Below are 20,977 nucleotides of genomic sequence, written 5' to 3'. Positions count from 1 at the left end.
GTTTCCTGTGAAAAATCTAGTTCGGTTCACAATTCTGTTTGCCTTGCTGTTCGGTCCCTCCGCATGCGGACCGCGTGAGACATGGGTTTACCTTGTCATGGGGGTGATGACCCGCGAAGAGACCAGCGACATCCCCGAACAGTTTGCGTCCTACATCGAGCAAGAGGCGGGTGTTAAGGTTGTAATCCACGAGCAGGAGAGGTGGGAGCCGTATCAAATCCTGGAGAATATGCGCACCAACGAAGAATTACGCGATCTGGTCAAGAACGCGGAAATCATCACCTTCGATTTCCATCTCGAATTTCTCAACGTCCCAGAGGGACTATACGCGGGCAAAATCTGCGGTGGCGAGGACAATCAAGATTGCATACGTGAAGCCATACAAGAAGAGCAGGAAATTTTCACCGCCATTATAGACTTACTGACCGAACTGCGCACGGGATCGCCCGTTCTTCTTCGAGTGTTCATCATTGATGATCATTATTACCAATTCGAATTGCCTGGCTTTGGCGCGATGGGAAAAGCGGAAACCATCGAAGTTATGAAAATGTACTACCACGAGTTCCAGAAATTCGTGGAAGAGGAAAGCCAGAAGCGCGGGGTTGTAGTGGTGCGCGCCCTGCCCGACCCATACTTTCAAGAATCAAGACCTCCAGGTGAATGGTTAGACGGACTCGGCCATTACACCGAGCAGGGGAGCAGGGTAATTACAGATGAGTTGATCTCACTTGGGCTTGAATTCGAAGTTTTGAAATGACTGTCCCAACGCAGGAGGCGCCTTTGACCGACAAATGTTCCTTAGCGCCGTGGACGTGTCTCAATGAATCCGAGTTGGAAGAGTTGGCGAGTCTCGCAAGTCAATTGCGGGATGGATTGAAGTAACAAAGATTTATTGCAGGATAACAGCCCATGAAAAAAAGAAACCCTGATATACCGCTTGAAAACCTAAACGTTGGCTATAACAGCATTGTGGATTATCACAATAACCTCGTGCAAGTTCGTTTCACGGTCGCTGGACTTTCAGTCGCCGCGGACGGATTCCTTGCCAGCGCATTTTTCCAGACAGATTCCCCCGAATTCTCCAGGATATTGATCTCGATCCTTGGCTTGATCCTTACATTCATCTGTGGAATGTTGGAACTCCGCACGCTCCAACTCTTGATGAAACTACTAAAGGCAGGATACACACTTGAAAAAACAATGGGATTGGGCGAAGACCAGGGAGTGTTTTCTGTCTTGACACATTCTCAAGTTGTGCCTCGATTCTTGAAGAAGTTCTCGAAAGCGCCAACAGATCAAGAAAGCAGATTTGTATTTTCACATTCGGTTATGTTCTGGTTGTTATACCTCTGCATCTTCATCTTTTGGGCAATCATGCTTATTTTGGTGTTCTTGAAAATCGTGTAGAACCATCTCCAACAATATAGTAACTATATGAAAAAACAAATGCGTACTATCCAACTGATTCTCATCCTTACCATTCTTTTAAGCGGATGTACCCCCGCTTCGACCTCCCCCACGCCTGTTACTATCACATCGACCGTCATCCCCACTGTTGCTTCCTCCTCCTCCGCGCCGACAAACACTCCGTTCCCGCCCGCCACATCCACGCCGCCTCTGCCCATCCTGCCGCACGACACCATTGACCCCTCCACGCTCACGGGCAAGTTGATGATGGGCTATCAAGGCTGGTTCTCCTGCCCCGGCGACGGCACGAACATTTACAACGGCTACTACCATTGGATTCACGACGGCTTTCCGAAGTTGAACGCCGAAAGTTACCGCGTGGACATGTTCCCCGACACCCGCGAACTGACCGACGACGAGAAATGCCCCACCGCGCTGAAACTTCCCGACGGAAGCCCCGCCTATGTTTACACCAGCGCGAACGACAAAACCGTCCTGCGCCACTTCCAATGGATGAGCGAATACGGCATTGACGGCGTCTTCCTGCAACGCTTCGGCGTGCAACTGGCGTATCCCGAATGGCGCGACTTTCACACCGACCTGCTGGTCAATGTCCGCGACGCTTCGGAGACCTATGGTCGCGCCTGGGCGGTCATGTACGATGTGACTGGCTCGAACGAAAAAGGCAACAACGTGGTCACATTGCTGGAACGCGATTGGAAATATCTCGTTGACTCGCAAAAGATTCTCGAAAGCCCGCAATACCTCCACCACAACGGATTGCCCGTCGTCGCCATCTGGGGCTTGGGTTTCGACGACCGTCCTGGTACCGCGGCGGAAGCGATGGAATTGCTCGACTTCTTCCAAAACAACCCCGACCCGAAATACCGCGCCATCGTCCTCGGCGGTGTGCCGATATTCTGGCGCACGCTTCAAGCGCCCGCCCGCAGGGAATCCGCCTGGAAGGATTTCTACTGCGCCCTCGACATCATCAGCCCGTGGACGGTGGGCGTCGCCGCCTCCGACGCCGAAGTGGACAACTACTACAGGAATACCGTCCGCGCGGACATGGTGTCCGCGCAGGAATGCGGCGCGGAATATATGCCCGTCGTGTATCCTGGAACTTCCTATCACAATCCAGTGGGTCGTCCCTTCAACGAACAACCCCGCCGCGGCGGACGGCTGTATTGGCGTCAGGTATACGATGCCCTGTCGTTGGACGCGACCATGATTTACAACGCCATGTTCGACGAAGTGGACGAATCGACCGCCATGTACAAAATCGCGGAAACGTCAGCCGACATCCCTGCGGGGATCGAAGTCATCACAATGGACACCGACGGGGAAAGCCTGCCGAGCGACTGGTATCTGCGTCTCGCGGGCGAAGCGACGAAAATGCTGCGCGGCGAGATTCCCCTGACCGACACGATTCCCATCACCCCGTCCGAACCCGAAGCGCTCCAACAGCCTGAGCAAATCCAACTCAAGATCACCACCTCCTCCGATTGGACGACGATCAAACTGGGCGGCATCCAAATCAAGAATGCGCTGATCGCCTCCGCCAGCGCCGAAGCGACCCAGGCCATCGCCGACCTGAACGAAAGCCTGCTCGTCCTCACCCAATCGCTTGACCGCGCCAACGCGGGCAAATCCGTCGAGATGATCGTTGACCTGTTCCCCGCCAAACTCGGAGACTCGCCCCTGACCATCACCATTGGGCGCGGCAGCATCGGCAAAACCGTCGTCGAGGTGTATATCGTCAACGGCTCCACGTCCACCCTGGTTCAAACCATCCAATGGGCGGACGTGGTCAGCGGCGAAAATTTAGCGACGTTTGAAATCCCCGCGGCGTTGATTGTAGTGAAGCCGTAAGGTGAATGTCGGGCGCGGCTGTTCGACGTTGTGCCCTAAAACAAGGGAAAGGAGGTTGCCCGAAAAAATCTTTTCCGTCGTTTTTTGTTTTACCAAAGGAGATAAAATGACACACCATCAAAACCTTCCAAAAATTTCGCTCGAAGAACTGAGGGTGGAGATCAAAAAAGAATACACCAACGTCGCGCTCGACCCGAACAAGGGCTATCACTTCCACACAGGGCGACGCCTTGCGAACCTGCTCGGTTATGACGAAGCCCTCTACGCCGACCTGCCCGAAGCGAACATCGCCTCTTTCGCAGGGACGGGGAATCCATTTTCTGTCGGCGCGATCAATGCTGGAGAAATCGTCGTGGACGTTGGCTCGGGCGCGGGCTTCGACTCCCTCATCGCCTCGCGAATGGTCGGCACAACGGGCAAAGTCATCGGCGTGGACATGACCGACGAGATGTTGAAAAAGGCGCGGGCGGGGGCTGAAGCGATGGGCGCGTCCCACGTCGAGTTCCGCGAAGGACTCGCCGAGTCGCTTCCCATCCCCGATAACTTTGCGGACGTGGTCATCAGCAACGGCGTCCTCAACCTGACCCTCGACAAGACCGCGACCCTGCGCGAGTGGTTCCGCATCCTCAAGCCAGGCGGCCGATTGCAGGTTGGCGATATCCTCGTCGAGCGCGAAGTGCCGTCCGATGCAATGGACGACATCTCGCTCTGGACTGGCTGAATTGCCGGTGCTCTGCTGGATGCAGAGTTGCTCCGCGCCGTGAGCGCGGCTGGTTTTGAAGACGGCAAAATCGTCCACAAATACAACAGTTACATAGACACGCCCGACCCTTCGGACGCGCTGGACTTCGGCACGCAGGGAATCAGTTTCCGCGCGCGCAAGCCGATGTAGATTGAATCTATTTGGTGTTAGAGAACGTCCATACTCAGAGAACAAAAAAGGAGAATAAATGAGCAAACGATTGCAAGTCACCCTATACTTCATCACCGCCTACCTGACCATCTTCGGCATCCTGTTCATCTTCCTGCCGAGCGTCGCGGAAAAAGTATTTTCCAATACCCTGCCCGATAAAACCTTAAACATGCTTTACGGACAGTTAACCCTCACCTTCGCGTACACCGCATTCCTCGCGGCGCGCGGCGGGGACGGGCTGGGCAAACTCTCGCGCGTCATCCTCGCGCTTACGACAGGACATGTCGTAGTTTTTGCCTACCAACTCTTTACGGGCATGTTGAACTTCGCCCAGGCGGGACCTCCGCTTATCATCAACGCGATCTTCACCGTGTTGCTGTTCATGTTCCGCAAGGATGTCAAAACCTAAAACCGAAAATCATCCTGACGTTAGAGAACGTCTGCTACGCCTCCGCGTAAGAGACGCTCTCTAACGTCGACCCTGAACCCCATGTTGTGAATCATTCTCTCTTCCTCGCCCTCCTAACAGGATGGTTATATGAATCACATCCAATTAATTGAAGACAATATCCTGACCTACTACAAAGCCATTGCCCGCCTGCTGAACGGCGACTTCATCGAAACCGATGAGGTCGCCTGGTTTACGACGGGGCGTCGGAGTTTGTACCGTTTCAATGGCGTTGTCAGCACAAAAATCCGCGCGGGAGATTTAAGCAAGGTCATTGATCCAATTCTCGAAACCTTCCTCTCGAAGGACCTCCCGTTTTTCTGGGCGGTTTGGTCGGACTCTGGCACGCCTGGATTGGGCGATTATTTGAATTCGAAAAATGTTCGCTTCGAACATTTCACAGGAATGCCTTGCATGTCGCGCGGACTTGACAACCTGCCCGAACTGCCTCTCCTGCAAGAGGTTGAGATCGTCCGCGTCCAATCCCAACAGGAGCAAGCCAACTGGCTGAACGTCCTCATGGAAGGCTTTGACGAACCAGCAGCGAGCCGCACGGATTTTCAACAAATCCTTGCCAACTCGCTCGCCGAACCTGATCCCATGTTTGAACATTTTCTCGCGCGCTGGCAGGGTGCGCCTTGCTCCATCTCGACCTTGTTGAAAGCCGAACATGGTGCGGGGATTTACCACGTCACCACCCTGCCCCAGCATCGCGGCAAAAAACTTGGTAAAGCCCTCACCCTCGCTGCCATGGAGTCCGCCCGCCGCGCGGGATACAAGGAAGCCGTCCTTTTCGCCACGCCCTCGGGTTTTCCAATCTATCAACAACTGGATTTTCAAACCGTATCCACCGTTGACGCTTTTATTTGGAGTGGGCATGAATGACTACCTTAACCCTAATCTGATCTGTGACCTCATCACAGCGACGGGAAAATAACATTCGACCTTTATGTATGATTCGATGAACCGCTTTTGAATTTACCATTTGTAACAAAAGTCATTTGCTGATTTCCACCCTGCACATACACTTGCGCTTCAACTCTAAAATCGCCAAAGGAGAACCAAACGATATGACCACCTTCATCCTCATTCACGGCATGTGGCACGGCGGCTGGTGCTGGGAGAAATTATCCGCGCTGTTGAAAGCGGCGGGACACGACGTCCACGCGCCGACATTGGCTGGACTCGCCGAACGCGCCGATATGCTAAATGATGACATTGACCTGAACACGCACGTTCAAGAAATTGTGAACCTGTGCGAATCCAAAAACCTGCGCGATGTGATTCTCGTCGGTCACAGTTCGGGCGGATTCATGGCTCACGTCGTCACGGACAAAATCCCCGAACGCGTCGCGCACATCGTCAATCTCGATGGCATTGTTCCCGAAAACGGAAAATCGCTGGCGGATCTAATCGGAGAGACGTGGGACTTCTTCAAGAAGAAAGCGACCGAAAGTGGGAATGCGTGGCGCTGTCCGCCCATTATGGAGTGGACGTTCGGCATCAATGGCGCGGAGTTGGAACGGGTGCAATCGAAACTGACTCCGCATCCGTTGAAGACACTGACCACACCCGTCACACTCGAAAACCCAAAGACGAAATCCATCCCGTCCACGTTCATCCGCTGCTCCGAAGGTATGACGGATGAAGACATTGCCGCCGAAGAAAAGAAGCTCACAGGGCTGGGGATGAATTTCCGCAGTCTGCCGACAGGTCACGACGCGATGATCACCATGCCGAAGGAACTGGCGGAAGTATTGCTTGAAATTGCAAAAGAAAACAAATGAGCCAGCCCACCGTCAACCCCTGGTCGGACGACGACCACTCCGCCTTCCTGCGCCTGCGGATGAAGACTTTCTGGAATTTTGACTACTTCGAGCGGATCATCCTCCTGCTTCTGGACTTACCCCAAAGCGGACGCGTCCTCGACGTGGGCTGTGGCAGCGGCGGCATTTCGCTTCTTCTTGCGGACCTGCAACCTGATCTGCAAATCCTGGGCGTGGACTTTGAACCCAAGCCCCTCGAAGACGCCCACGCCTACGCCTCTCGCAACGGACTGACGAACCTCACCTTCGAGCAGGGCGACGCGCACAACTTGAAATACGAAAACGAATCCTTTGACGCGGTTCTCTGTCAGACAGTATTGACTCACGTCCGCGACGCGCAAGCCGTCGTCAAGGAAATGACGCGGGTTCTTAAATCGGGCGGAGTCTTCTTCGCGGCGGAATACACCAACTCCGCGATAGCGAATTATGACAGCATCCACTTCGGCAAACGCGATGAGGAATGGTATCGCGAGTATTATCGAATCAACCTGCTGTTCATGAAAGGCAAAAAGGCGCTCGGTCGCGGCGACGACACCGTCGGCGTGCGCGTGCCGTTGCTGGCAACCCAGGCTGGATTGGACGTGTACGACGTGCGCCTCAACGACCGCGTCATGCACGTCTTTCCACCGTATCAGCACGAGAAACAACGCAACTATCTCGAACTCGCCAAGACCGCCAACACGATTGACAACGAAGAAAAATGGCTGAAACTGGACGTCGAAACCGTCGTCGCGGGCGGCGGCACGGAAGAGGATGGTCACTGGTTTCACCACGCCATTGACAGCGCAGGAATCGTCCGCGCAATTGAAGACGGGACGTTCACCGCGACGGGGTCGTTCCCGTTGTATTTGACGTTTGCGAGAAAATAAGTACCACAATCTTCAGTTTGTGCAGCGCAAAGCGCACACTGAAGATTGAGTCACGCACAATGACATCACTCGCAGGGTAAACCGCCATCGTCACAGACGGCGGACTGTATGAGCGAAACTAAACAGAAAAACGTAACAAAAGTCACAGTTTTTATCTGGTTTTTCCTTGATAATCTGACTTGATATTTTTTTCACAATGGCCTTAGCAACCAGCGCTTCCAAAATTAAATCTCACGCCACTTGTTCCTTGTGTGGGCTGACAACACTACACCCTCTTAGGAATGAGAGGGGAGATGTCTTTTGCTGCCCATCCTGCAAAGAAGTCTCTGCTCTGCTCGAAGAATCTCCCGCCAAACCAACAGTCCTTGCCAACGTAGCGGATGTAGAAAACCTCACCCTCACGCTCGGCGGGATGTGGTGTTCCTCCTGCGCGTGGCTCGTGGGTGAACAACTTAAACGAACAAAAGGGGTTGCTTCGGCAGACGTAAATTTCATTCAACAACAGGCAAACCTCACCTACGACGCCTCGATCACCAATCCCAAATTACTTAAGAAGCGCATCAAGGCTCTTGGCTACAAAGCCATCCTGCCAAACGAAAAGCCCTACGATGAGGAAGAGTCTTTCTACATGCGCCTGCTCATCGGCGGCGTGATGGTGTTGCACGACATGATTGTTGGCGCAGGTATTTATGCGCGGGAAATTTTCGGTTGGGCAACGCCTGAGTCCCAGCCGCTTGTGGATTTCTTCCAGGTGATGATGTTGGTGACAAGCATTCCTGTTTTGCTTCTGCTGGGTCTGCCGATTCTTCGCGCGGGCTTCGCTTCCCTCCTGCGCGGGCAGCCCAACCTGCACACGCTCATCACCATCGGCACGTTTTCGGCGTTTGGTTTGTCGGTTTATCATCTCATCGTCGGTCAGGGCGGACTGTACTTCGATACCGTCACCATGCTGATCTTCCTCGTCTCGGTTGGACGCTGGCTCGAAATGCAGGCGCATAAATCCAGCAACAAGGCGGTGATGAAATTGCTGGAGCAGATTCCGGATACAGCCACTGTCGTCACAAACGAAGCGGATAAAGATGTGAGCGTATCTGACCTAAAACCAGGTATGCGCCTCCGAGTCCGCCCTGGAGCCCGGTTCCCCGTCGACGGTTTGATCGCCTCTGGAGAAGGGGATGTGGACGAATCGCTCCTCACCGGTGAACCCAGGCCTGCCACACACCGCGAAGGCGACTCCGTCAAAGCTGGCACGATCAACCTCGACGGCAGTTTCGAAGTCATTGCAACCGCTGTCGGCGAATCCACGATGGCGGGACAAATCGGCAGGCTTTTACACGAAGCCCTCTGGGCACGCTCCCCCCTCGAACGCCTGGTTGATAAACTTTCCGCTTGGATGACCCCCGCCGCGCTTACACTTGCCGCAATTGCCTTCCTCATTTGGAATGCCATCTCTGGCTTCGAGCAGGGACTGCTAGTTGCGCTGTCCGTTTTGCTGATTGCCTGCCCATGCGCGCTCGGGTTGGCAACTCCGCTCACGCTCTGGCTGTCGCTCGAACGCGCCGCTGAATCTGGCGCCATCCTGCGTAGCACTGCCTCGTTGGAAAGATTGGCAAAGGTCGAAAAAGTGTTCTTTGATAAGACCGGCACACTCAGTCAATTGCCGATGAAAGTTCAAGGTGTATTCTCAAATTCAGCAAAGTTTCTGCAAATCGTTGCTTCGGTTGAGAACGGATCGGAACATCCCTTGGCGAAGGCGATTGTGGAATATGCCAAATCACAGGGGATCGAATTGATAAAACTAGAATCCTTCAAATCCCTCCCCGCGCTGGGCGTCGTCGGTCGATTACCGATTGCCAATGACCGGTCTATGATCCCCAGCCTCCAGTCTCCAATTTACATCGGGTCTGCTCGTCTTATGTCTGCCGAGGGGTTGACCATGCCTGAGGAAATGAGCAAGCAGGCTGAGGCGTGGAGGGAAGCGGGTTTGGTCATCGTCTATGCCGGGTGGGATGGGCAGGTCGTCGGGGTGGTGGGGCTTGGAGAGACAATCCGCGCGGAAGCGAAAGAAGTTATGACTCAATTGCAGTCGCGCGGACTGGAACTTGGCGTGTTGACCGGGGACGAATCCAGCGCGGGCGAACGCTGGCAAAGGACGCTTGGTGTTCCCGTGCAAGCCGCGCTGATGCCGGACGAAAAGATGAGACGGCTTTCGCAAAATGCCGCCATGGTCGGCGACGGGATCAACGATGGTCCCGCGCTTGCCGCAGCGACCGTGGGACTTGCCATGAACCACGGCACGGATGTCGCTCGAACCGCAGCGGACATTGTCTTGATGCGGGATGATCTGAAAATGGTCCCATGGTTGATCGATCTCTCCCGCGAGTCGATGAAGCGCGTGCGGCAAAACCTCGGTTGGGCGGTGGTCTATAACCTGGTGGGCGTTGCGCTGGCGATGGCGGGCTTGTTGCAGCCCGTCTTTTCCGCGTTTGCAATGGTGGCGAGCAGCATATTCGTCACCAGCAACGCGATGAAGATGAACAATTATCCATTGTTGGATGGAAACGACCCGAATCTCGATCAAGGCGGTGCTCGCACAAAGCCGCCGATGTCATGACCGGTCAAACTCAATACAAACATCAAATCTGGAATTCAATTAATGACACTTCCGAACCCTTATGCAGACCGTAAAATCCTCCGTTCTCTTGAAAAATTGTGGACAAAACTCGAAGGAACGATCAACCGATTCGCCAAATCGGATTTCAACCCCCTCTATCATCTCGGCACCTTGACCATCTTCATGCTCCTGGTGCTGATCGCCACAGGAGTATATCTGACAGTACTCTATCGTCCGGGACTGGATGTCGCCCATGCCACCGTCGTAAAGATCGATTCGACCTGGTTTGGCTCGCTCATGCGCAGTGTTCATCGTTATGCCAGCGATGCGATGATCTTGCTCATCGTCCTTCATCTTCTGAAGATGCTGTTCAGCGATAAATACTGGGGTCAGCGCTGGCTGGCATGGACGAGCGGCTGGATCATGCTGGCAGGGACGTGGTTGACGGGGACGTTCGGTTACTGGCTTGTCTGGGATCAACGTGCACAGTGGATGACCGAATACATGATGCAAACGCTTGGCGGCACTTCAGGCCTGACCTACGTCGCGGCGGATATCGAATCGCGCACGTTCTCGAATTTCGTCATCATCATCTTCCTGCATGTCTTCCTGCCGTTGATCGGTTTTCTGGGTATTTATATTCACGGTCTGAAGCTTTCACGCGCCCGCTGGTGGTCGCCCCGCTGGGTGAGTGTTCAGGCGGTCGTGGGGTTGGTGATCCTTTCCCTCATCAAGCCTGTGGAAATGTTTGCAGAAGCGGACCTTTCGAAGCTTGTCGAGTCAGTGCCAATGGATGCCTATTACCTCGGATTCCTTCCGTTGATCGATCAATGGGGCAATTTGATCTTTTGGGGGCTGGCAGTCCTGCTTGGCGGGAGTTTATTCCTCCTGCCCTGGCTGGCGCGCGGAAAAGATCTGGGTCCCGCGGTGGTCAATGACCCGAAATGCACAGGATGCAATATTTGTTATGCCGAATGTCCGTACGATGCCATCCGCATGGTTCCGCGGAACGATGAGACGATCTATAACAAACTAGCCGTCATAAACACCGCGCAATGTACGGGGTGCGGCATCTGCGCGGGGGCTTGCCCGACGGATGCGATAGACTTGCAGGGTGGTTATAACAGCGAACAGACTTTCGGCGCGGTGCGTGGAGCCTTGCATCGAGAACGGCAGGCGGGGAATCCCGTCACGGTGTTGTTTGCGAGTCAACGCGATGAAGCGCTGGGCGGGTTGCCTGCCCGGCTCAATATCGGGAAGGACCACGATCATGTCGCAGTGTCAAGTTGGGGGGAGGGGGAGGCGGCGCGCGTAGTCACGGCGGTGTTGCCGTCTGCGGGTGCGGTCAATATCGAATGGATCAAATCGCTTCAGCAGGAGGGCGCGCGCAGCGTTGTCATCCTCTCACAGCCTTACGACGACTCTCCAAACCGGGAGGATGCGCATTGGATTCTTAATCGCCTGCATTTGCGCCCCGCATTGACGACCAGGGGTTTGCATTGGCTCGAGACGACTCCTGGCGATGTGGGGGCGGTGGAAACCTTTTTGACCGAATTTCATAATAACGGGTCGCAAAACGGGAACGGAGAGTCGGCCCTGCCCCCGGTGAAGGAACGGAATAAGTTAATTCCCTCCCTTGTGGGCGGACTTGTCGGGACTGTGTTGTTGCTTGGTCTGTTTGCGCTGGCACTGCCCCTCGATGCTCGGGCAGGGATGAAAGCGGCGGATGGAAGTGCGCTGCGGATCGCGGTCGACGCCAGAGGTCGGATCGAGGCTGCGGCAATTCCCGAAGGCGTAACTCTGCCGGAAGGCGCAGACCCCGTGAAAATTTTCGGCGGCGTTCATTTTCCCATCAGTGTGCGGGTGATGGTGGATGGAAATACGATCTTGGACGATACCTATGAGCCTTCCGGCATCAGCGGCAATGGGCGCATCTCTGCGCTGGAATTTTTGGAGATCGAACCGGGAACGCATCATGTGGAGATATGGCTGAAGGATGATCTGAGCGATTATCGGCGGTTATTTTCCGGTGATGTGAGTTTTGAAAAAGGCAGGGTGTTGATCCTTGCCTATGATGAAAACCAGGACAAATTCATTCTCAGATGATCCTGGATACTTCGAATCCCGCTTTCAGCCCCCGCAACGAATCAGCCTCCTTCGGTGTTCATACCTTTGAATTCGTCATTTCAAGTTCATTTCAAAGGAGAACAGATATGGATAACAAGGTATTACAAGTGATCGTCGCGCTTCTCATCCCGCCGCTGGCTGTGTATTTGAAGAAGAACACGATCGATAATGATTTTTGGATCAATCTCGTGTTGACCTTCCTTGGCGGTTTCCCCGGCGTCATTCATGCGTTGTGGGTAATCCTGCGATAGCGACGGTGATAAATATGACTCACCCCGGAACGAACGTTCCGGGGTGAGTTCGTTTTTAAGGGCAGATAGGTCGTGGAAGAACGCGGAGAACAAACTGTCAATTATTGATCAGCTTTTGCCACGTGTTCGGTCCGACGATGCCGTCGGAGGTGATGTTTTTGGAGGCTTGAAAATCCTTTACGGCTTGGGCGGTGATGGGACCGAAGATACCGTCCACTGTGACGTTGTTGAATCCAAATTTGCCTCTCAGGAGCTGCTGAACGGCACGCACGGCGGGACCTGTATCTCCCTGCTTGACCGTGACGATCAACGCCTGCCAGGTTTCGGGTCCGACGATGCCGTCTTCTTTGAGATTCTTCAAGGTCTGGAAATCTTCCACTTCGGATTGGGTCTCGTTTCCGAAAATGCCGTCAGCTGCGGGAGTTTGCCCGTGATGGAGCAGAAGAAATTGAATGGCATAGACTTCATTACCGCTGTCGCCCTTCTTAAGTGTGGGCCAATCCGGCGCGGCAGTGGCTTTGACCTGGACCCAGAACGGCCCGGTTGAAAGGGCAAAGATTGCACCGCCCGAATCCTTCAATTTCCAGTTGCCTTTGTATGTCCCGGGCGAGTTCGGTGCGACGAGGTTCACGGAAACATCGATGGTCTGTCCCGGCGGCACTGTGCCGTTAGTCAATTGCTGTGAGGCGGGACCTCCCATCTGGTCGCCGGAGTCGAAGATGAGTTGATAGCCGGAGGTCCAGGTGCATGAGCCGACGTTCTTGAGTCTCCAGGTTTTCGTGAAGGCTTTTCCGACCGTGATGTTGGTATTATCCGGGATGGTCACATCTTCCACAAAAGACGCGCGGTTGCACGGAAGGGACGTGGCGGTAGGCTGACCCGCCTGTTGAGGCTGGGAGGTGGCGGTCGGTTGGACGCTTCCCGGTCCCGGCTGGCTTGTCGGCTGGTTCCCAGTCGAGGATGTGGCTGTAGATTGACTCTGGTTTAATGACGCTTCGACGGTCTGTGCGGCATAGGTCGAGACCATGTCGAAATCGTTTTCAGGTTGGGGCGCGCCGGAGGGCAGGTTACATGCAGCGACGAGCGCGGCAATTAGGATAAGGGCGGGAACAAGTTTTATTCTCATTATGTTTTCCTCTTCCACGAAGTTTACAACTTACCGCCCATTCCATCAATTTGACATAGGTACCATGCGGGGAATTACGGGGCATGCCGAACGGGTTCGTCCCGCCGCAATCCCTTTTTGATGAGGCTTTTGGTGCGCCTATAGGAATATTGCAGTGAGAAGAAGCAGGATTCCCAGCATTCCAAACCCTGCCTGAACCAGTAAAGGGTTGAGGATCACGCCGATCACCAGAATGGCGGCATTGATGAAACCAGGGACGGCAATTCCAAATTTCTTCAACTGGAGGAATCCCATCGATGTGAAGAAAACCGCCGCTCCAATCATGAGCCACTTGGCAAAGCAGGCGAAGTACTTGATATCGAAGTAGGCTATTGGTGCGTCCGATTGCAGGGATTTCCAGATGAAGTAATTCTCGATCCAATCCGAAACGGCGGCGATGGCGATGCCCGTCAGGATGAAGTAATAGTACCGGGTTCCGTCAGGGGCAGGCGACAGGCGGAGATGATTTGCGAGAGCGAAGAACAGGGCTGTGTAGATCGGTATGAATACAAGCGAATCGCCCCAAAGGGCTTTGTTCAGCCTTCCCATCAAGATGTTCCTCTGCACCTGCACGCCTTCCGCCCTCTCTTTGCCTGTTGTCAGATTATCGAGTTGCTCCTCCATCTCTTCCGGAGTCCGGGCGAATTCAAGCCCGATCTGGGGCATGAAAAATTTTTCAAGCGACATTTCAAGGGAATAGGCGGTCCATGTCATGAAGACCAAAGCAATACCCAGGATGACAAGGATGGCTCGAAAAAAAATCTGCATGGTGCTGCTCTCTTTCTGGAACGCGGAAATAATATTTTTGAAATAACTATACGCCTTCCGGTGGTGGATGCCAAGTCGCGAATGTCATAAAGTTGCCTTTTATCGTTTATGGTCCGGACCTGGATGCGGAGAAACAAAAACAGGACCGGGATTGCAACCGCTCCTGTTCTGCAGCCTCCACTGACAAAGGGTTTATGCTACTCGACAATATTGATCGGCAGGCTGTTGTTCGCCCCAAGGGCAGCCACCGAAACCTTCTGCGCGATCTTCATGGCGATGTCCGTAAATGACCTTGCGACGACCGAATCAGGATGACTCTCGACGATGGGTTTCCCGCTGTCGCCGCCGATTCGAACGTTCTGGTCGATTGGAACCTGACCGAGGAAGGGGGTTCCGCTTTCCATTGCAAGCTTTTCGCCGCCGCCCGATCCGAAAAGATCCATCTTCGAGCCGTCGGGCATTTCCAGCCAGGACATGTTCTCGATAATGCCGAGAATGGGCACTTCAAGGGTTTTGAACATGTTCAATCCGCGCCCGGCATCTTCGAGGGAGACCATTTGCGGCAGGGTCACGATGATCGCGCCGCTGAGGGGTAACGCCTGCGCAAGGGATAGAGCCGCATCACCCGTGCCGGGGGGCAGGTCAACGATCAGGTAATCGAGTTCACCCCATTCCACTTCGCCCAGGAATTGGCGGATGGCTGAGTTGAGCATCGGACCGCGCCATATGAGGGGCTGTCCCGGCTTGACGAGCAATCCCATCGAGACCATTTTCAATCCAAACGCCTCGGCGGGGATGATACGCTGCCCATTCGGCGGGGGGAGTTTTTCCACGCCGAGCATCGTGGGTGTGTTGGGCCCATAAATATCCGCGTCCATGAGACCGACGCGCGCGCCTGCCTTTGCCAGCGCTACTGCAACATTGACCGAGACCGTGGATTTCCCGACACCGCCCTTGCCCGATCCGACTGCGATCGCATTGCGGATTGGCATGTTGACCAGACCGCGCATGCGCCCGTCGTTGGGAACGTCTGAATCCATTTTTATATCGACATTTTTTACGCCTTCGACGCTTTTCAGCGCTGCCCGGCAATCCGCTTCGATCTTTCCGCGCAGGGGGCAGGCGGGTGTTGTCAGCATCACGGTGAAGGAAACCCTGTCGCCCTGGATGTCCAGGTTGCGGATCATGTTCAGGGTTACGAGGTCCTGCCCGAGGTCCGGCTCTTGAACCGTGCCGAGGGCTTTTAGTACAGCTTCTTTGGTTGGGGTCATTTATATTCCTAAAGATGATATGTCGCTGCGGGGAAAGCCATGTCCTTTGCTCCCGCAATGACATTAAGTCGCAGGCGCTGCCGCGGAAGCTGATGCATCCGCTTTTGCGGCTTTCGCTGCTTCCTTTGCCTTCCGCTCGTCTTCGTTCTTCTGGTAATTCAGCGGCCGGATCTGTCGGTAATAAGATGCGGGCTTCGAAAGTTTTTCGAGGTTGTATACATTGCGATCGTATGAGGCGATGTCGAAATTATGATCCATGATGATCGCATCGAAGGGGCAGTATTCTGCGCAGAAGCCGCAGTTCATGCATATATCCATGTCGATATAAAACTCTTTGGGCTCGGGCACGGGTTTGCCGGTGTTCGGGTCGTTGGTGCGCACGATCCAAATGCACTGCGGCGGACAAACCTTCGCGCAAATTCCGCACGAAGTACAGCGGTGTTCACGCTTCCCGTCGGCGCCTTCGTCGTACACCAGGAAGGGCACGTAGCGGAATTCCTCCGGCGTGATCAACTGCTCTTCCGGATATTGGACTGTAAAGATGCCGCGTGTATTTTTCGATGAACGATGCGCCACGCCTTCGGTCGTGTAATAGCGTTTTTTTCCGCGCAGCCACCACACGATATCGTCGAGGTAGGTTTCGCTGAAGCGTTTTAAGGTGACGCTCAGACCTTTCAGTATGCCTTTTCCGTACATGATCTCTCCTATCGATCCACTTCACCCATGACGATGTCGAGCATCGCAAGCAGGGCGACGAAGTCGGCGATCTTGTTGCCTTTGCACATTGTTTCGAGCGCGGTCAGGTTGATGAACGAAGGCGCCCGCACATGATAGCGGTAGGGATTCGGTTTGCCGTTGGAGACGACATAGTAACCGAGTTCGCCCTTCGGAGATTCGACCCGTCCATACGCCTCACCTGCCGGGACCCGGACCTGGTACTGTGGTTTCTGCGAATTGATCGGTCCCTGCGGGATTTGTTTGATCGCCTGCTCCAATATCCTGAGCGACTGTCGGATTTCGTCGAAGCGGATGAGATAGTTATCATACATGTCGCCGTTGTAACGCACGGCCACATCGAAGTCGAAACGGTCGTAGACCGAGTACGGGTCGGCGCGGCGAAGGTCGTACGGCACTCCCGCAGCGCGCAGACAGGGTCCGGTGACGGAATTTCCGACCGCTTCCTCGGCGTTGAGGACATGCATGCCCTTCAGGCGTGCCACCAGCACCTCGTTCTCGTTGAGGAAGCGTTCCATTTCGTCGGTCTTCGCGGGTAGCCGGTCATGGACCAGATCCTTGATCTTCTGCATCACATCGTCGGGGATGTCGCGCACGACGCCGCCAAAGCGGAAGTAATTGCACATCATGCGCGCGCCTGCGACGGCTTCGAAGATATCGAGGATCAATTCGCGTTCTTCGAAGGCGTACAGGGCGGGGGTATATAACGTGCCCAGATCGTTGAGCAGCATCCCGATGAAGATCAGGTGGTTTTGCACGCGGGTCAATTCCGCCATAATGACGCGGATGTATTCCGCACGCTCGGCGACAGGTATCTTCATCAGTTTTTCGACCGTGATCGCGTAGCCGAAGTTGTTCGCCATCGAGTTGAAGTAATCGAGGCGGTCGGTATACGGCATGATCTGGAGGTAGGTGTTGCGCTCGCCGATCTTGTCGTGGTTTCGGTGCAGGTAGCCCATGACAGGCTTGAGGCTGGTGACGGTTTCGCCGTCCAATTCCACTGCCACGCGCAAAACGCCGTGTGTGGATGGATGGTGCGGACCCATGTTCACCACGATGGAATCTGTCTTCAGGTCGCCATCCTTCGGCTTGATGCTGGACCGCTCGAGGGAGAAATAGAGTTGATCCTCGGTCTGCGGCTGGTATTGATCGGGGTCAAAACCGGGGGGGAAGTTCAGATTATCGCGGTACGGATTCCGGAATTCAGCGTAAAGGTGGTTGCCCTCGGGCCAGCGGCTCTTGAACGGTTTTGTTTCCTCTTCGAAGAATGCCTCTTTCCAATCTTTGCGGAGAGGATGGCCTTCGAAGCCTTCCCACATCAAAATGCGGCGCAGGTCCGGGTGGCCCGTGAACTTGATGCCCATCAGGTCCCAGGTTTCGCGTTCCTGGAAGTCCGCGCCGTGCCACACATTGATGAGCGATGGCACTTCGACCGGATCGACGCGGTCCACCTGGGTTTTGAAAACGATGCCGGGTCCGCCGGTTGTGCGAAAGGCGTGGTAGACAACTTCCATCTTGTTCTCGGCGGGGTAGTCCACGCCGGTGACGGTGGAGAGCAGGTCAAAGCCGAATTCGTCGCGAAGTGTCGTGGCGACCTCGACAAGATTTTCCTTTTTGACGATAAAGCCGGAAAAGCCGGGTCGGGCATCGGCGGAGACAAAATCCGGGAAACGAGCGGCAAGGTCAAGGGTCTGGGTTGAGGCGGGGGCGGTCATGCGACACCTTCCTTCCTGGCGGCGGCTTCCTTGTATTCGGCATTGCGGCGCACATCGATCAGGTCGGGTCCCAGGATGGGCATCGGCACATAGTTCGCGTCTGCTTTGCCTTTTTGATACCAGCGCACTTTTTTAATGGATTGTTTGTCGATCTTTTCCTGGAGTTTGATCAGCCCCGCGATCAATGCCTGCGGAGTGGGTGGGCAGCCGGGGATATAGACATCGACGGGCAGGAACTTATCGATGCCGGCCACCACGTTGTACCCTTCCTTGAACGGACCTCCGCTCGAGGCGCAGGCGCCCATTGCCACAACATACTTGGGTTCGGGCATCTGGTTGTACAGGCGAATGAGGGCGGGCAGCATCTTTTTCGTCACGGTGCCCGAGACGAGCATCATATCCGCCTGGCGCGGGGTGGGGCGCATGACCTCCATGCCGAAGCGCGCCATATCGTAACGGGCGGCTTGCGCGGCGATCATCTCGATGGCGCAGCACGCCAGGCCGAACATCAGGGGCCAGACCGACCAGCGGCGCCCCCAGTTGTAGAGCCGGTCGAGCGTGGTAACCGATACCACGTTCTGGATGTCTTCGGGGATGTTGTAGTTCGGCAGGTTCAAGCCTTCGTACTTATTTTCTTCCATGAATGTGCTCCTCGTACCAGTCTTGGTAGATTGCGTAAAGGATGTCGTCGTTCGCGAGCGCGGGATCATCCTCGAATTCCGAAAGTTCCAGCGTCCATTCGTAGATTTTTTTCAGAGTAACTTCCTCGATGTTCACGTCTTTATGGGTTCTGTGAAGTTCCATCGCGATGGCGTAGGTGGCTTCCCAATTCAGACTCATGAATTTATATGACGTTCGCGGAAATACAGGAACAAGGGAAGCGAAAAGGAAAGCCCGACCGACAGCGTCGCTAACAGATACAACCACCAATTCTTCATGTTCAGGCGTTTGGATTCCGAATAATAGAACATCCATGCCGCGAGAACGGAGATCGTCAGGTCTGCCGCGATGAGCGCGCCCCAATCCAGCGCTAGCACTTGCGCCAGCGCCGCCAGGGTGGTCATTTCGTTTGCTGTATAAAAATTGATGATGAAATAATATGGGAGGATGAAACCGAGAATTGCCAGGGATAAGTAGAGGGTCTTTTTCACTGTGGTGTTTTCCATCACAATCCCCGCGATTATAAGCACGGGTTGGTAAACCGTCAATCGAATTATGGAAATATATATTTGCAAAAATGGATTTATGAGTATAATCACCTCAGCCGGGTGACGCTCTCCAAATCAACCACGACGAGCCCGCCTCACTCCGGACTGGATCCTGATCCCCTGTCTGGCGGATCTACCTGCTCTCTTGCATTGAATTTTCACCATGTCCACATCCCGTCAGAGAATCCTTGCGCATCTTAAGAAAAACCGCTCCGCTTCATCACGGGAGATCGCGCGCGCGTTGAAACTCTCCCCGCCCAACGTGAGGCATCATTTATCGGTGCTCTGTTCGGATGGGAGGGTGGAATTGACCAGCGTTAAAAATCGCGATGGCAGGGGTAGACCGGAAAAGCAGTATTCGCTGGCACAATCCATGCTGGGAGATAACCTTCCCGCATTAACTCATGCGATATTGGGAGCGGCAAACTCAAAACTGGATATGAAGTCTGTGGCGCGCATCATTTTGGATGAAAGCGGGTTTGCAAATCAACCGATGAGCAAGCGTCTGGCGCTGCTCATCGATAAGTTGAATGAAATGAACTATCAAGCCCACTGGGAGGCTGGCGCAGGCGGGCCGCGCATAGTCTTCGGCCGCTGCCCGTACGCAAGGGTGATTGCCGGCCACCCGGAAATCTGTAGAATCGACGAAACCCTGCTGGAACAGGCGCTCGGACGCAGTGTCGAGAAGGCAAAGAAACCCGAACCGGCTATAAAAGCGGCTTGTCCTTATTTTTTTCAGACAAAATGAGCCAGATGAAATTAACGTTTTACGAATTTAAACCGGAGGACCTGGCGTCCAACCAGCGGGGATTCATTACACCCAGCCAGACGGAGTTCATCAAAGGCATGGCGGATGGAATCCGCCGGTCGCAACGGGGCGGATTGCCGCTCGTCATATTTTTCCTGTTGCTGGGGTTGGGCATTTTCTTCGGCATGACTTTCTCGAACGAAAGCGCCCGAAAAGCCTTCCTTTCGGATCCTGTGAACCTTTTGGTCATGTGTTCGATTCCCCCTATCGTTTTAGGGATATTCGGTATTTCCATCTACTTCGCCAACCGCCGGGCGGCTCATTTGGAAGAGTCCGGGTTGAAGGTTGCCGAGGGGGAGATTTCCTGGGATGAGGAATATTCGAAGACGGGACCCACGTATTTTTTGTACGTTGGCGAATCCGAATTCGCCTTCGGCGAGGACCTTTCGGGTGATTTCCCGGCGGGGAGGCGCGGGCGGATTTTCCATTGCGAGACATCTTTTTTGAAATTGATCCTGTCGCACGAATTGTTGGATTGATGTCAAATCCAAAGAATCGATCGGACAGTGCGCTATGGAGCCGGGGTGATCTCTTTTTGCATCACTTCGATATTTGCGTTCTTGAGGAAATTTTCAGCGTTCTCGTCCGAGCGGTAGGCAACACTGTAAACGATACGGGTGATTCCCGCGTTGATCAGCGCCTTGGTGCAATTGATGCAGGGAAGGTGCGTGACGTAACAGGTCGACCCTTTAGTGGAAACCCCGTGCAGCGCCGCCTGGATGATGGCATTGGTCTCCGCGTGGATCGTTCGGACGCAATGCCCATCCACCATGAGATGACCGATCTCATCGCAATGTCCCTGCCCGGCGGGCGAGCCGTTGAAACCGGTGGTAAGAATCCGTTTTTCCCGCACCAGAACACATCCCACAAAAGCGCGGTCACAGGTACTTCGTTCCGACACCGCATAGGCGATCTTCAAAAAATAGGAATCCCAGTCAGGTCGCATAATTATCTCCAAAAACGTATTGCGCGCTATTCTA

Annotated in this window: 23 protein-coding genes; 14 read left to right on the top strand and 9 right to left on the bottom strand. The window is 54.3% G+C overall.

The window, feature by feature from the left end:
* The first annotated feature begins 7 nt into the window (after positions 1-7).
* The 12 genes from HS100_21890 to HS100_21835 all read left to right on the top strand — a co-directional run bounded on the left by HS100_21890 (position 8) and on the right by HS100_21835 (position 12,327).
* The gene (locus tag HS100_21890; protein MBE7436583.1) at positions 8-757 is read left to right on the top strand and encodes a hypothetical protein; all 750 of its coding nucleotides are present in this window, start codon (positions 8-10) and stop codon (positions 755-757) included.
* 152 nt (positions 758-909) lie between these two features.
* The gene (locus HS100_21885; protein ID MBE7436582.1) at positions 910-1,407 is read left to right on the top strand and encodes a hypothetical protein; all 498 of its coding nucleotides are present in this window, start codon (positions 910-912) and stop codon (positions 1,405-1,407) included.
* A 39-nt stretch (positions 1,408-1,446) separates the two neighbouring features.
* Positions 1,447-3,279 (top strand): hypothetical protein, encoded by a 1,833-nt coding sequence (locus HS100_21880; GenBank protein ID MBE7436581.1) that lies wholly within the window; start codon positions 1,447-1,449, stop codon positions 3,277-3,279.
* 106 nt (positions 3,280-3,385) lie between these two features.
* A complete protein-coding gene (locus tag HS100_21875) occupies positions 3,386-4,000 on the top strand; it encodes a methyltransferase domain-containing protein (protein MBE7436580.1) in 615 nt (204 codons plus the stop codon).
* Between the two features lie 27 nt (positions 4,001-4,027).
* Positions 4,028-4,171: a hypothetical protein gene (locus HS100_21870; protein MBE7436579.1), complete on the top strand. Its 144-nt coding sequence runs from the start codon at positions 4,028-4,030 to the stop codon at positions 4,169-4,171.
* 58 nt (positions 4,172-4,229) lie between these two features.
* The gene (locus tag HS100_21865) at positions 4,230-4,601 is read left to right on the top strand and encodes a hypothetical protein (protein ID MBE7436578.1); all 372 of its coding nucleotides are present in this window, start codon (positions 4,230-4,232) and stop codon (positions 4,599-4,601) included.
* A 129-nt stretch (positions 4,602-4,730) separates the two neighbouring features.
* On the top strand, positions 4,731-5,525 hold the full coding sequence (locus tag HS100_21860; GenBank protein MBE7436577.1) for a GNAT family N-acetyltransferase: 795 nt from the start codon (positions 4,731-4,733) through the stop codon (positions 5,523-5,525).
* A gap of 185 nt (positions 5,526-5,710) precedes the next feature.
* Positions 5,711-6,427 (top strand): alpha/beta fold hydrolase, encoded by a 717-nt coding sequence (locus HS100_21855; protein MBE7436576.1) that lies wholly within the window; start codon positions 5,711-5,713, stop codon positions 6,425-6,427.
* Positions 6,424-7,335, top strand: a complete 912-nt coding sequence (locus HS100_21850; GenBank protein MBE7436575.1) for a class I SAM-dependent methyltransferase — start codon at positions 6,424-6,426, stop codon at positions 7,333-7,335. The genes HS100_21855 and HS100_21850 overlap by 4 nt, the downstream gene beginning before the upstream one ends.
* A gap of 196 nt (positions 7,336-7,531) precedes the next feature.
* A complete protein-coding gene (locus tag HS100_21845; protein ID MBE7436574.1) occupies positions 7,532-9,949 on the top strand; it encodes a cation-translocating P-type ATPase in 2,418 nt (805 codons plus the stop codon).
* A 42-nt stretch (positions 9,950-9,991) separates the two neighbouring features.
* The gene (locus tag HS100_21840; protein MBE7436573.1) at positions 9,992-12,055 is read left to right on the top strand and encodes a 4Fe-4S binding protein; all 2,064 of its coding nucleotides are present in this window, start codon (positions 9,992-9,994) and stop codon (positions 12,053-12,055) included.
* A 107-nt stretch (positions 12,056-12,162) separates the two neighbouring features.
* Positions 12,163-12,327 (top strand): YqaE/Pmp3 family membrane protein, encoded by a 165-nt coding sequence (locus tag HS100_21835; protein MBE7436572.1) that lies wholly within the window; start codon positions 12,163-12,165, stop codon positions 12,325-12,327.
* Positions 12,328-12,424: 97 nt separating this feature from the next.
* Here the strand turns inward: HS100_21835 and HS100_21830 are convergent, their stop codons facing one another.
* From HS100_21830 to HS100_21795, 8 genes are all read right to left on the bottom strand, one after another.
* The gene (locus HS100_21830) at positions 12,425-13,453 is read right to left on the bottom strand and encodes a peptidoglycan-binding protein (protein ID MBE7436571.1); all 1,029 of its coding nucleotides are present in this window, start codon (positions 13,451-13,453) and stop codon (positions 12,425-12,427) included.
* A 138-nt stretch (positions 13,454-13,591) separates the two neighbouring features.
* A complete protein-coding gene (locus HS100_21825) occupies positions 13,592-14,260 on the bottom strand; it encodes a hypothetical protein (GenBank protein ID MBE7436570.1) in 669 nt (222 codons plus the stop codon).
* 197 nt (positions 14,261-14,457) lie between these two features.
* Positions 14,458-15,531, bottom strand: a complete 1,074-nt coding sequence (locus tag HS100_21820; protein ID MBE7436569.1) for an Mrp/NBP35 family ATP-binding protein — start codon at positions 15,529-15,531, stop codon at positions 14,458-14,460.
* A 63-nt stretch (positions 15,532-15,594) separates the two neighbouring features.
* Positions 15,595-16,227: a 4Fe-4S binding protein gene (locus HS100_21815; protein MBE7436568.1), complete on the bottom strand. Its 633-nt coding sequence runs from the start codon at positions 16,225-16,227 to the stop codon at positions 15,595-15,597.
* 8 nt (positions 16,228-16,235) lie between these two features.
* Positions 16,236-17,981 carry an NADH-quinone oxidoreductase subunit D gene (locus tag HS100_21810; protein MBE7436567.1) on the bottom strand — a complete coding sequence of 582 codons (1,746 nt, stop codon included), beginning with the start codon at positions 17,979-17,981 and terminating at the stop codon, positions 16,236-16,238.
* Entirely contained in the window at positions 17,978-18,622 is a 645-nt protein-coding gene (nuoB, locus tag HS100_21805) for an NADH-quinone oxidoreductase subunit NuoB (protein ID MBE7436566.1), read from the bottom strand. The genes HS100_21810 and nuoB overlap by 4 nt, the downstream gene beginning before the upstream one ends.
* On the bottom strand, positions 18,609-18,821 hold the full coding sequence (iscX, locus tag HS100_21800) for a Fe-S cluster assembly protein IscX (protein MBE7436565.1): 213 nt from the start codon (positions 18,819-18,821) through the stop codon (positions 18,609-18,611). Before iscX ends, nuoB begins: the two co-directional genes overlap by 14 nt.
* Entirely contained in the window at positions 18,818-19,147 is a 330-nt protein-coding gene (locus HS100_21795) for a DUF2834 domain-containing protein (protein MBE7436564.1), read from the bottom strand. The genes iscX and HS100_21795 overlap by 4 nt, the downstream gene beginning before the upstream one ends.
* A 205-nt stretch (positions 19,148-19,352) precedes the next feature.
* Here HS100_21795 and HS100_21790 point away from each other — a divergent pair, with 205 nt between their 5' ends.
* Complete coding sequence (locus HS100_21790) at positions 19,353-19,937, top strand: winged helix-turn-helix transcriptional regulator (protein MBE7436563.1); 585 nt, start codon at positions 19,353-19,355, stop codon at positions 19,935-19,937.
* A 5-nt stretch (positions 19,938-19,942) separates the two neighbouring features.
* Positions 19,943-20,476: a hypothetical protein gene (locus HS100_21785; protein MBE7436562.1), complete on the top strand. Its 534-nt coding sequence runs from the start codon at positions 19,943-19,945 to the stop codon at positions 20,474-20,476.
* Between the two features lie 32 nt (positions 20,477-20,508).
* On the opposite strand, the gene HS100_21780 is transcribed toward HS100_21785, so the two are convergent.
* On the bottom strand, positions 20,509-20,943 hold the full coding sequence (locus HS100_21780; protein ID MBE7436561.1) for a CMP deaminase: 435 nt from the start codon (positions 20,941-20,943) through the stop codon (positions 20,509-20,511).
* Positions 20,944-20,977: the final 34 nt, after the last annotated feature.

The sequence above is a fragment of the Anaerolineales bacterium genome, from assembly GCA_015075725.1.
GTDB lineage: Bacteria > Chloroflexota > Anaerolineae > Anaerolineales > Villigracilaceae > Villigracilis.
This window is presented reverse-complemented; position numbering and strand designations above follow the sequence as displayed.